Source organism: Lysobacter sp. Root76 (genome assembly GCF_001428685.1).
In the GTDB taxonomy this organism is placed as follows: domain Bacteria; phylum Pseudomonadota; class Gammaproteobacteria; order Xanthomonadales; family Xanthomonadaceae; genus Lysobacter.
The window spans coordinates 199,915-211,865 of record NZ_LMIK01000005.1; the positions used below are offsets into that span (position 1 = coordinate 199,915).

Below are 11,951 nucleotides of genomic sequence, written 5' to 3' on the forward strand. Positions count from 1 at the left end.
CGGGCTTGCAGTCAACGGCTTTGAACCAGGCGGAACGACAGCAGCAGCGGGTCGTGGTCGGAACTGCGCCAGGGCCCGGCGGCGCCGGCGCGATAGCCGGCCGCCAGCGGTTCGTCGGCGTTGCTGTGCCATTCCACGGCGCCGCGCAGGCGTGCGGCCAGGCCGGGGCTGAGCAGGGCGTGGTCGAGGCGGCCGAGTTCGCCGTCGTAGACATAGCTGTAGGGGCGGGCGACCTTGGCCACCGCGAAGGCGTCGCGCCAGCCCGCGTCCTTCAGCGTGCGGACTGGCTCTTCTTCGGCGTAGGCATTCAGATCGCCGAGGATGACCGCAAGATCGCTGCCGGATTTCGTGGGATCGGTTTTCAGCCAGGCGTCCAGGCGGCGCGCCGAATCGGTCCGCAGGGCGTTCCAGCAGGCGGCGCCGTCGCCCTGGTCGCGGTCCGCGCCCTGGGCCTGGCCACAGCCCTTGGACTTGAAGTGGTTGGCCACGACCGCGAACGCCGGGCCGGCCGGGCGGCCGCGGCGCAGCGAGACGAAGGCCTGGGCCAGCGGCACCCGGCTGCCGGCGCCGAACGGGCCGCCTTGCAGGGTGGCGGCGGCGCCGCGCGGCGCGACCCGGCTGGCGCGGTAGATCATGCCGACCCGGATCTGATCGTCGCCGGGGCCGCGCGCGTCGGCGGCGCAGGGGCGGCAGGGGGCGACGTAACGCCAGTCGCCGCCGTCGCGGTTGAGGCGTTCGACCAGTTGCGCCAGGGTCGAGTCGGGGCCGTAGCCGTCGTTCTCCAGCTCCATCAATGCGGCGATGTCGGGCTTCAGGCTCTGGATCGTGACGGCCAGTTTGTCCTGCTGCAGTTGGTATTCGGCGGCGTCGCGGGCGCCGCGCGGGGTCGGGAAGCCGCCGCCGCGGCCGTCGCCGTTGAACAGGTTTTCCAGATTGAAGGCGGCGATGCGCAGGTCGTTGGCGTCGCCGGCCTGCGGCGCGGGTTCGCGCGCGGCCGGGTGCAGGGTCGGGGTGGCGGTCAGCTGCAGGCGCCAGGCGCCGTCGCGCGCGTCGAGCACGCCTTCGACGCCTTCCAGGGTGCTGCCGCTGCGGGCTTGGGCATAGCCGGGCGGGAGCACGCCGCTGTCCAGCGCCGGTGCGCCGGCGATGCGGCCGTCGTCCAGCCACAGCCGGCGCCGGGCGTTGTCGGCGGCGACCGCGCGCGCGGCCTCGCTGCCGGGGGCGGCGCGTTCGCCGGGCTGCCAGAGCGGGCCGTCGAAGGCGACCAGGGCGCGTCCTTCCTTGAGGATATCGCCGGTGTCGGCCAGGGTCAGGCGCCGGCCGATGCCGATGCGCATGCCGGCATAGCGCGACCAGTCCGCGGGCGGCGCGTCCAGCACCAGGGTTTCGGCGCGGCCGGCGCCGAGAGCGCGCGCGGCTTCGGGTTCCAGCGCGGTGAGGCGGCTGCCGCGGCCGGTGTCGAGCTGGGTCGCGCGTCCGAACACGCGCACGCGATCGCCCACGTGCAGCGACACCTCCGGGGTGGCGGGCACGAACACGGCGTCGGAGGTGGCGTCGTCGCCGTCGCCGGCGTCCTGCACGAACCAGCCGACGAAACCGTCGTCCTCGCCGGTGAGGGCGGCGGTGACCGTGCCTTCGATGGTCAGCCGGGTTCCGTCCAGCGGGCCGCTGGCGTCGCGGCCGTGCAGCGCGCCGATCGGCGTCGTGGCTGCGGCATCGGCGAGCGGATCGCGCTGCAGGCTCGCGCAGGCGGACAGCAGCAGGCAGGGCAACAGCAGGACGGCGGAACGGGGGCGGAAGGCAGGCATCGCGGAGGCGCCACGGAGAGGTCGCGCATTATCGAACGGATCGGGCGGCTTCCGTGTTGCAGGCGGCGAACGGACCGATCCGGATTGACGGTCGCGGAAACGACGACGCCGCCCGAAGGCGGCGTCGCAGGCAGCGCGATGCGGCGGCGCTTACTTGAGGTTGCCCAGCATCCAGTCGACCGTGGCCGAGACCTGCTCGTCGGTCAGGGCCGGGTTGCCGCCCTTGGGCGGCATGACGCCGGAGGTGCCGGTGAAGCCTTCGATGGCGTGCTTGTGCAGGGTGTCCTTGCCCTTGGCCAGGCGCGGACCCCAATGCGCCTGATCCAAGGTCGGTGCGCCGCCGGCGCCGGACTTGTGGCAGCCCGCGCAGAGGCTGTCGAAGATCACCGCGCCGTCCTTGGTGCCGCCGTAGGCGACCTGCGAGGCGGCCTTGGCCGCGGCGGCCGCCTTGGCGGCGGCCTGGGCCGAGGCGCCGGTGCTGCCGGCGTAGACCGCGCCGACCGGAGCGATGCGCTGCTCGGTGCGCTTGACCGTGGCCGGATCGATCTCCGGCGGGATCTGCTGGTGCACGTAGTACGCGGCGATCATCAGCCCGAGGGTGACCAGCATCAGGAAGCCGATCACCATCGAGAATTTCTTCAGGAATTCGAGGTCGTAATTGCGCACGATCCACCTATTGCGCATACCCGTCGGGGGCATGCGGAGCCATCAACAAGAACCGCACCCAGGGTGCGGCCGCGCGCCAGTATAAAGCCGGCTCCCCTGCCCGTAGGCATGGGAATGGCGCGCCCGGAGGGATTCGAACCCCCGACCAATGGCTTCGGAAGCCACTACTCTATCCGGCTGAGCTACGGGCGCCTGGCTGAGATCCCGCCGCTCCGACCGATGAAAGTCGGGACCGCGCGGGACCGGCATTCTAGCCGCAAACGCAGGCGCAGGTCGCGCCGCGGCGGCGATCGGCCGCGCTCGCGGCGCGCTGGCCGGGCTTGGTACTCTGATCGGATGAGTTACGAGCGCTACGAAAGCCCCGAACCGGCACCGCTTCCGGCCTGGAAAGTGCGGCTGCGGCTGTACTGGAAGCTGGTTCGCGGCGACCGCCCGATCGGCTGGCTGCTGCTGCTGTGGCCGACCTGGTGGGGCCTGTGGATCGCCGCGCGCGGGGTGCCGCCGCTGTGGACCTTGTTCGTGTTCAGCGCCGGGGTCTGGCTGACCCGCGCGGCCGGTTGCGTGATCAACGACTACGCCGACCGCTGGCTGGACCCGCATGTCGAGCGCACCAAGGACCGGCCGCTGGCGACCGGCGCGGTGCGCGGACGCGAAGCGCTGCTGGTGTTCGCCGTGCTGATGCTGGCCGCGTTCGCGCTGGTGGCGACGATGAACCGCCTGACCGTGCTGATGAGCGTGGTCGGCGTGGTCCTGGCCGCCAGCTATCCCTACCTCAAGCGCTACACCTACCTACCGCAGGTCTATCTGGGCATGGCCTTCGGCTGGGGCATTCCGATGGCGTTCGCGGCGGTGCAGGGCGAAGTGCCGCCGGTGGCCTGGCTGCTGTACGCGGCCAACATCCTGTGGGCGACCGCCTACGACACCTGGTACGCGATGGTCGACCGCGAGGACGACCTGCGCATGGGCTCCAAATCGACCGCGATCCTGTTCGGCGAAATGGACCTGATCGCACAGGGCGTGCTGTACGCCTTGTTCCTGGCCGCGCTGGGCCTGGCCGGGCAGCGCGCCGGCTTGGGCGTCTGGTACTACGGCGGCCTGGGCCTGGCGGCGCTGCTGGTGATCTACGAATTCGCGATCGCGCGCGGCCGCGACCGCGCCGGCTGCTTCAAGGCCTTCCTGCACAACCACTGGGTCGGGCTGACGGTGTTCGCCGGCCTGGCCTTGGACTACGCCCTCGGCGGCGGCGCCTGAAGCCGCGCATTGGACACGCTCCGCATGCGGTAGCCGTGCCTAGAATCGCCGCATCGTCCGCCAATGGAGTGCCGCGACGCGTCGTCTGCCTCAGTCCGTCCTGTGTGCCGTGCCCGTGCCGGGATCGCGCCGCCAACGCCGCCGGCCCGGCCCTGAGCGCGGATTCCGGCGCTGCGCGACAGCGGTGCCGGACGCCGGAGCGACCGGCGATGTGAGGACCAGTTCAGGTTTTCTTGCCCAGTATTTGTGACACTGGTCACGTTACAGGGGGATCCATGACTCATCGCCGTTTGCTTCGCGGCCTGACCGCGCTCGCCGCCGCCTGCCTTGCCCTGCCTGCCGCCGCGCAGGTCCAACGCAGCTTCGTCAACATCGGTTTCGAAGCGCCCGTGCTCGGCAACGGCACCACGGCCTGCTATGCGCTGATTCCGGAAGCCGCGGTTCCCGGCTGGACCACGACCCATCCGGTCGGCACCGCCAACGGCAGCTGCGTGCCACCTGCCTGGGCCGGCACCAGCGGCCGCCTGATGGAGCTGTGGGCCAACAGCTTCAACGGCGTGCCCGCGCGCGAAGGCCGCCAGTTCGCCGAACTCAACGCCGCCGCGACGTCGCGCATGTACCAGAACGTGTGCATGATCAACGGCGAGCGCATCGACTGGGTGTTCAGCCACCGCGGCCGCTCCAGCGCGACCGTGCGCGATGTGGCCGAGATGAAGGTCGGCGCGTCCTCGACCGTGATCCGGGTCGGCACCACCACCAACGGCAGCTTCAATACGCCGATCGTGTCGCAAGGCACCGCGGCCACGCCGGTCGCCGGCGGCAACGGCTGGGTCGACTACAGCGGCAACTTCACCTACGCCGGCGCCACCGGCACCAACAGCCTGGGCTTCGAGTCGATCAGCACCGCCGGCGGCGACCTCACCGTCGGCAACTTCCTGGACGCGATCCAGCTGGTGCTGCGCCCCTTCGTCGAATTCGACCAGCCCAGCAGTTCCTCGCCCGAAGCCAGCGGCGGCAACCTGCCGGCGCTGCGCATCAACGGCATCGTTCCGGCCGGCGGGCTGAGCGTGCAGGTGCAGGTCACCGGCGGCAGCGCGACCCTGGGCGTGGACTACACCACCCCCGGCAACGCCACGACCTTCACCGTCGCCGTGCCTGCCGGCACCTACGACGGCGGCGCCGGCAGCATGATCGCGCTGCCGATCGCGATCGCCAACGACGCGCTGGCGGAAGGCAACGAGACCATCGACCTGCGGATCTCGCCGCCCAGCGGTTCGCCGCTACCGTTCCTGCTGACCTCCGGCACCAGCTGCGGCGCCGCGGCGCAGAGCGTGCGCAGTTATACGATCACCGACGACGACGCCAGCCTGGCCATCACCAAGAACGCTGCGGCTCCCGTGGTCGTGGCCGGCAGCGCCGACCTGTCCGACATCCGCTACACGGTGGTGGTCGGCAACCCCAGCATCGTCGCCGCCAGCTACAGCCTCACCGACACGCCCGGCCTGGATCCGGACGTGAGCGTGGTGTCGGCCAGCTACAGCCTCAACGGCGGCGCCGCGACGGCGCTGGCCGGCAGCGGTCCGTGGCTGCTGCAGGGGCAGTGGCGCAACCTCAACGCCGGACAGACCGATACCTACACGATCGACGTGCGGGTGCGGATCAACCGCGGCGGCAGCACCGGCAACGACGCCTGCGCCGTGCCCAGCGTCGCCGGCCAAGGCCTGCACAACGCCGCGCGCGCGGTGCTGCGCGGCCTGGCGAGCAATACCGACTTCGACGCCAGCGCCTGCCGTCCGACCCCGACCCCGGTCTGGGTCAGCCTGAGCAAGCAGTTGCAGGGCCGCGTCGGCGCCAGCGACCAGGCGACGGTGCGGATCTACTCCGGCGGCGTCCTGGCCGCCAGCGCCACGACCACCGGCGGCACCGCGCCGGCCAGCGCCGGCACCGGTACCGTGGTCCTGGCCCCGGGCAGCACCATGCAGTTCGAAGAGGCGATCCGGACCACGCCGGCCGGCGCCGACCAGGCGCCCAGCGCCTACCGCGTGTCGCTGAGCTGCAGCAGCGCGACCGTCGGCTCGGCGACCGTGCTGCCGTCCGGCGCGGGCACCAACGTCGGCAACCGCCAGCAGTGGCCCGAGTTCTCGCCCAGCGCCGGCGACGACCTCAGCTGCACCATCGTCAACGCCCTGCGCCAGGCCGACCTGTCGATCAGCAAGAGCGACGGCGCCGCCACCTACACCCCCGGCGGCACCGCCAGCTACACCCTGTCCGTGGTCAACAACGGCCCCGATGCGGCCAACGCCGCGCAGATCAACGACAGCCTGCCCAACGGCGTGACCTTGAGCGGCCCCTGGTCGTGCGTGGCCAGCGGCGGCAGCTGCCCGTCCTCGGGCGGCAACGCAGGCGACAGCGTGGTGAACCTGAGCGTGAACCTCAACAGCGGCGGCAGCGCGACGGTCACGGTGCCGGTGCGGTTCGCCGCGAACGCGACGGGCTATTGAACGGCGCGGGCCGGCTTGCGGCCGGCCCGGCGACCCCTGCGACGGTTCGCGCGCCATAACGCAGCGATCGCTCAGAAGCCCGGCGTTCCTGCCTCGCCTCCGGCGGCTGCGAGACGCCCGAGGCGATGGCAGTCGCACAGCGCATCGAAACCTGCCCTGTGGGAGCGATGTGAGTCGCGATTGCGTGGTGGCCGAATGGCGCGGTCGCGACTCACGTCGCTCCTACACGAAGCCGCTTCGCAGGCGATGGGTGGTTGCTCGCTTGGTCGGCGGAGCGCCGGTGTGCGGGTTTCGCGGTCGCGGCTTGCGCCGCTTCTACCTCGCTTCCGGCTTTGGCTGCGAATGGATGCCGGAGGCGATGGCGCTCGCGCAGCGCGCCGAAACCTGCCTTGTGGGAGCGACGTGAGTCGCGATTGCGTAGTGGCCGACTGGCGCGGTCGCGACTCACGTCGCTCCTACACGAAGCGGGTTCGCGGGCGGTGGGTGGTTGCTCGCTTGGTTGGTGGAGCGCCGGTGTGTGGGTCTCGCGGTCGCGGCTTGCGCCGCTCCTGCCTCGCCGCCGGCCATAGCTGAGAATGGATGCCGAGGCGATGGCAGTCGAACAGCGCACCGAAACCTGCCCTGTGGGAGCGACGTGAGTCGCGATTGCGTAGTGGCCGACTGGCGCGGTCGCGACTCGCGTCGCTCCTACACGAAGCGGGTTCGCAGGCGGTGGGTGGTTGCTCGCTTGGTCGGCGGAGCGCCGGTGTGCGGGTTTCGCGGTCGCGACTCGCGCCGCTCCTGCCTCGCCTCCGGCCATAGCTGAGAATGGATGCCGAGGCGATGGCAGTCGCACAGCGCACCGAAACCTGCCCTGTGGGAGCGACGTGAGTCGCGATTGCGTAGTGGCCGATTGGCGCGATCGCGACTCACGTCGCTCCTACACGAAGCGGGTTCGCAGGCGGTGGGTGGTTGCTCGCGGTCGGCGGAGCGCCGGTGTGCGGGTTTCGCGGTCGCGACTCACGTCGCTCCTACACGAAGCGGGCTCGCGGGACGTTGGAGGCATCCCGGTCGGTCTACGGCGCGGGCGCGCTGCGACTAAAGTGCTAGCGGCGCCGCGCATCGCGCGGCCGACAATGACGTTGCCGCTGCCTGGAGCCGCCGATGACCGCCACCGCACCGAACGCCTCTGCCGCCAGCGACGGCCCGCTCGCCCGCTTCGCCCTGCGCAGCGCGGCCTGGGCCGAGCGCTGGTTCCCCGATGCCTACGTGTTCGCCGCCTTGGCCGTGGTCGTGGTCGCGATCGCCGCGCTGGGGTTCGGCGCCACGCCCAAGGCCACCGCGACCGCGTTCGGCGACGGCTACTGGAGCCTGATCCCGTTCACCATGCAGATGGCGTTCGTGGTGATCGGCGGCTATGTGGTCGCGACCGCGCCGGCGGTGGCGCGCCTGATCGACGCGCTGGCGCGGGTGCCGCGCAGCGGCCGCGGCGCGATCTGCTACGTCGGCCTGCTGAGCATGCTGACCTCGCTGCTGAGCTGGGGCTTCTCGCTGGTGTTCGGCGGCCTGCTGGTGCGCGCACTGGCGCGGCGCGAGGACCTGGACATGGATTACCGCGCCGCCGGCGCCGCCGCCTATCTGGGTCTGGGCGCGGTCTGGGCGATGGGGCTGAGTTCGTCGGCCGCGCAGTTGCAAGCCAATCCGGCCAGCATGCCGCCGGCGCTGCTGGCGATCACCGGCGTGCTGCCTTTCAGCCAGACCATCTTCCTGTGGCAGTCGATCGTGCTGACCGCGGCGCTGATCGGCGTGTCGCTGATCGTGTGCTATGTCACCGCGCCGCGCGGCGCCTCGGTGCGGCGCGCCAGCGCGTTCGGCGCCGACCAGGGCCCGGCCACGCCGACCCTGCCGCCGCGCACGCGTCCCGGCGAATGGCTGGAATACAGCCCGCTGATCACCATCGCCCTAGCCGCGCTGGGCCTGGGCTGGCTGGTCTACGAGTTCGCGAGCAAGCCCGCGGTCACCGCGATCGCCAGCCTCAACACCTACAACTTCCTGTTCCTGACCCTGGGCCTGCTGCTGCACTGGCGGCCGCGCAGTTTCCTGGACGCGGTCGCACGCGCGGTGCCCAGCACCACCGGCGTGCTGATCCAGTTCCCGCTCTACGGCGGCATCGCCGCATTGCTGACCTCGGCGCCGGGCCACGGCGGCGAGACACTCGCGCATCACCTGTCCAGCGTGTTCGTGCGCATCGCCAGCGCCGAGACCTTCTCCCTGGTGATGGGCGCCTATTCGGCGGTGCTGGGTTTCTTCGTGCCGTCCGGCGGCGGCAAATGGATCATCGAAGCGCCGTACGTGATGCAGGCGGCGATCGACCTGAAGGTGCACCTGGGCTGGGCGGTGCAGGTCTACAACGCCGCCGAGGCGCTGCCGAACCTGATCAATCCGTTCTGGATGTTGCCGCTGCTGGGCGTGCTGGGCCTGAAGGCGCGCGACATCGTCGGCTTCACCTTCGTGCAGCTGCTGGTGCACATCCCGCTGGTGCTCGGCCTGCTGTGGGCGTTGGGGCTGACGCTGACCTACCAGGCGCCGGTGATGCCGTAAGCGATCGCTCGGCTCAATCCGCCGGTCGCATAGTTCCTTCTGCCGTTTGCGGCGCGCGAAGGCGTCGTTGCTGTCGCCGTCAATCACCAACCCACCCGCGACTCACCGCTCCAGGCTCGGCCGCCGCTGCGTAGGATCGCCCGTCATCGCCGTATAGATTTGGTCCGCCTCCTCGGCCGTGATCCCCGACAACCGCATCCCCGAGGAGAACACCCCGCGGTTCACGGCCACGCTCAGCACGCGCTCCTGCGCGACCCAGGCGATGAGTTTCCCGGTCTGCTCTTCGCTGACCGAGCGCACGCGATCCTGCGCTTCGGGCTTGAAGTCGAGCTGGATCGCGTAGCCGCCGCCGATATCGATCACCTTCGACACCGCGGCGATGTGCTGGGCGGACAGCAGCGGACGGCGGCGCAGATAGACCGTCTGCCCATCCGGGCCTTTGCGCTCCAGACAGCCCGGGCAGGGCTCGCGCGAAGCCGAATGCAGGCCGACATCGGCGCGCGGCGTATGGGTGATCGGTTCCTGCGGCCGCCACATGCAGCCGGCGAGCGCGATCGGCACGAGAACCGCGATCGCGAGCGCTGTGCTGCGCAAAGCCGTGCTGCGCAAAAAAGATGCCTGCATGGTGATATTCCGTGCCCCAGGGTGCCGGCGAGCATAGCCGAGGCCGCCCGCCCGCCATCGCAAGGGCGATCCGACGCGCGCCCTGTGCTTAAAATCGCGCCATGGAGATTTCAACGATAGCGGACATCCTCGGCATCTTCGGCGGCGTGGTGCTGATCGGCAGCGGCCTGTGGCGCTTCGCGCGCTACCTGCGCCAGCGCATCGCCGAGATTCGGCGGGCGAGCGAGCAGGGCCGGGCGCTCGCGCGCGAACTGGCCTCGCGTGCGACCAACCCCGAGCGCCGCGCCGACATTCACGCCTACCTGGCGCTGCGCGCGATCGAGTTCGAGGGCGAACACACCCGCGAGGCGGTGTATATGAGCGCTATCGGCGTGGTGGTGATCGGCCTGACCATGGTTTCGTTGCAGACCGTGCGCAACAGCGACCTGCCCTGGTCCGATCCGTGGGTGATCGCGCTGATGGCCACCCTGGCCGGCTTGTACGCCATGGTGGGCGTACTGCTGTTCTACGGCCGCGTACTGCGCCAGCTCCGGGGCGGTTGGCAGCAAGGCGCGATGGACGCCATGAACGCCAAGATCGGCAAGCACCTGGCGGACTGAGCGCGGTGCGCGACGGCGTCGGCCGTTCTTCGCGCCGATCAACCGCCCCGATCACGGCACCCGCGCGCAGACCCAAGCCTCCACCCTCGCCACACCTGCGCGCCGCAAAGCCGCGGCCGCCGCATGCAGGGTCGCGCCGGTGGTCATCACATCGTCGATCAGCAGCACTCGCGCCGGCACCGCGCCCGCAAAACCGGCGGCGAACGCGCCGCGCAGATTCCGCCGCCGCGCCAGCGCGCCGAGGCTGGATTGCGGCGGGGTGTCGCGGACCCGCTGCAGCGCCCGATCCAGCAGCGGCAGGCCCAGCGCCCGCGCCAGGGGCCGGGCCAGTTCGCGGGCCTGGTCGTAGCCGCGTTCGCGCAGCCGCGCGCGCGCCAGCGGCACCGCGACCAGGGCCGTCGCTGCGGCCGCGGCCGGGCGTCGCGGATCGTCCAGCATCAGCGCCGCCAGCAAGCGTCCCGCGGCCAGGTCGTCGTGGAACTTGAGCCGCGGCAGCAGCCGGTCCAGCGGCGCGGCGTAGACGAAGGCGGCACGGGCCGCGTCCAGTGCCGGCGGGCGGCGGAGGCAGCGTCCGCACAGCTCGGCCGGGGCCGGCAGCGGGATCGCGCAGCGCCCGCAGGCGCTGCGGTTCCAGGGCAGGGCGCCGGCGCAGGCCCGGCACAGGTCGCGGCCGCCGGCGCCGCGCTCGCCGCAAACCAGGCAGCGCGGCGGCCACAGCCCACGCCCGAGCCGGGCCAGGCGCCCGTCAACCTCGGCGGAGGGGATTTGGTTGACAGCGTCGTCCATGCTTTCCAGACTGCCGCTCCTGCCCCGTGTCGTCTGCCGGAAAACCTCCATGTCCGTTGTCAGTAAAGTCCCCGTCGCCGAGTCGGCCGTCCCGCCCCCGCGGGCCCTGCGCCACGACTGGTCGCGCAGCGAAGTGCGCGACCTGTTCGATCTGCCGTTCCCGGAACTGCTGCACCGCGCCGCCAGCGCCCACCGCGAGAATTTCGACGCCACCGAGGTCCAGGTCAGCACCCTGCTGTCGGTCAAGACCGGCGGCTGCCCGGAGGATTGCAGCTACTGCCCGCAGGCCGCGCGCTACCACACCGGCGTAGACGCGACCAAGCTGATGAGCACCGAGGCGGTGCTGGAGAAGGCCAAGCAGGCCAAGGCCGCCGGCGCCTCGCGTTTCTGCATGGGTGCGGCCTGGCGCTCGCCCAAAGACCGCGACATCCCGAAGGTCGCGGCGATGATCCGCGAAGTGAAGGCGCTGGGTCTGGAAACCTGCGCGACCCTGGGCATGTTGTCGGGCGAGCAGGCCAAGTCGCTAAAGGCGGCCGGCCTGGACTACTACAACCACAACCTCGACACCGCGCCGGAGTTCTACAACGAGATCATCCACACCCGCGAGTTCCAGGACCGCCTGGACACGCTGGCGCACGTGCGCGACGTCGGCATGAAGACCTGCTGCGGCGGCATCGTCGGCATGGGCGAGTCGCGCAACCAGCGTGCCGGCCTGCTGCAGACCCTGGCCAACCTGCCCGCGCACCCCGATTCGGTGCCGATCAACCGTCTGGTCCAGGTCGAAGGCACCCCGCTGGCCGGCACCGCCGAGCTGGACCCGTTCGAATTCGTCCGCACCGTCGCGGTCGCCCGCCTGCTGATGCCGCGCTCGATGGTGCGCCTGTCGGCCGGCCGCGAGAGCATGTCCGACGAGCTGCAGGCCTTATGCTTCCTGGCCGGCGCCAATTCGATCTTCTACGGCGAAAAGCTGCTGACCACCGGCAACCCCGACACCGAGCGCGACCTGGCCCTGTTCGAGCGCCTGGGCTTGCGGCCGATGCAGGTTGTCGAGGACCATGCCGATAACGGCGGCGGCACCGTACACGCCGACATCGTCGAAACCGACGCGTCGCCCGCCCACTCCTGCGCAGCCTGAC

9 protein-coding genes and 1 tRNA gene are annotated in these 11,951 nt (G+C 71.1%); 5 read left to right on the forward strand and 5 right to left on the reverse strand.

All coding sequences use genetic code 11. The features are described from left to right. Nucleotides 1-11 precede the first annotated feature (11 nt). From ASE10_RS08260 to ASE10_RS08270, 3 genes are all read right to left on the reverse strand, one after another. Nucleotides 12-1,808, reverse strand: coding sequence for an ExeM/NucH family extracellular endonuclease (locus ASE10_RS08260; protein ID WP_055907241.1), 1,797 nt, complete (start codon nucleotides 1,806-1,808; stop codon nucleotides 12-14). Between the two features lie 150 nt (nucleotides 1,809-1,958). Beyond that, nucleotides 1,959-2,474, reverse strand: a complete 516-nt coding sequence (locus ASE10_RS08265; RefSeq protein WP_055908453.1) for a c-type cytochrome — start codon at nucleotides 2,472-2,474, stop codon at nucleotides 1,959-1,961. 115 nt (nucleotides 2,475-2,589) lie between these two features. Further along, a tRNA-Arg gene (locus ASE10_RS08270) sits at nucleotides 2,590-2,666 on the reverse strand. Between the two features lie 144 nt (nucleotides 2,667-2,810). Between ASE10_RS08270 and ubiA the strand changes: the two genes are divergently transcribed. The 3 genes from ubiA (at nucleotide 2,811) to ASE10_RS08285 (ending at nucleotide 8,806) form a co-directional block, all read left to right on the forward strand. Continuing rightward, on the forward strand, nucleotides 2,811-3,725 hold the full coding sequence (gene ubiA, locus ASE10_RS08275) for a 4-hydroxybenzoate octaprenyltransferase (RefSeq protein ID WP_055907245.1): 915 nt from the start codon (nucleotides 2,811-2,813) through the stop codon (nucleotides 3,723-3,725). Nucleotides 3,726-4,000: 275 nt separating this feature from the next. After that, nucleotides 4,001-6,226 (forward strand): DUF11 domain-containing protein, encoded by a 2,226-nt coding sequence (locus tag ASE10_RS08280; RefSeq protein WP_082559846.1) that lies wholly within the window; start codon nucleotides 4,001-4,003, stop codon nucleotides 6,224-6,226. Between the two features lie 1,143 nt (nucleotides 6,227-7,369). After that, nucleotides 7,370-8,806 carry a TIGR00366 family protein gene (locus ASE10_RS08285; protein WP_055907250.1) on the forward strand — a complete coding sequence of 479 codons (1,437 nt, stop codon included), beginning with the start codon at nucleotides 7,370-7,372 and terminating at the stop codon, nucleotides 8,804-8,806. Nucleotides 8,807-8,908: 102 nt separating this feature from the next. Here ASE10_RS08285 and ASE10_RS08290 read toward each other — a convergent pair whose 3' ends face one another. Continuing rightward, complete coding sequence (locus ASE10_RS08290) at nucleotides 8,909-9,430, reverse strand: hypothetical protein (RefSeq protein WP_157480812.1); 522 nt, start codon at nucleotides 9,428-9,430, stop codon at nucleotides 8,909-8,911. Nucleotides 9,431-9,531: 101 nt separating this feature from the next. On the opposite strand from ASE10_RS08290, the gene ASE10_RS08295 reads away from it, so the two are divergent. Continuing rightward, nucleotides 9,532-10,029, forward strand: coding sequence for a hypothetical protein (locus tag ASE10_RS08295; RefSeq protein WP_055907256.1), 498 nt, complete (start codon nucleotides 9,532-9,534; stop codon nucleotides 10,027-10,029). A gap of 51 nt (nucleotides 10,030-10,080) precedes the next feature. Here the strand turns inward: ASE10_RS08295 and ASE10_RS08300 are convergent, their stop codons facing one another. Continuing rightward, nucleotides 10,081-10,815, reverse strand: a complete 735-nt coding sequence (locus tag ASE10_RS08300) for a double zinc ribbon domain-containing protein (protein ID WP_055907259.1) — start codon at nucleotides 10,813-10,815, stop codon at nucleotides 10,081-10,083. Nucleotides 10,816-10,864: 49 nt separating this feature from the next. Here ASE10_RS08300 and bioB point away from each other — a divergent pair, with 49 nt between their 5' ends. Continuing rightward, the gene (gene bioB / locus ASE10_RS08305) at nucleotides 10,865-11,950 is read left to right on the forward strand and encodes a biotin synthase BioB (RefSeq protein WP_055907262.1); all 1,086 of its coding nucleotides are present in this window, start codon (nucleotides 10,865-10,867) and stop codon (nucleotides 11,948-11,950) included. Nucleotide 11,951: the final 1 nt, after the last annotated feature.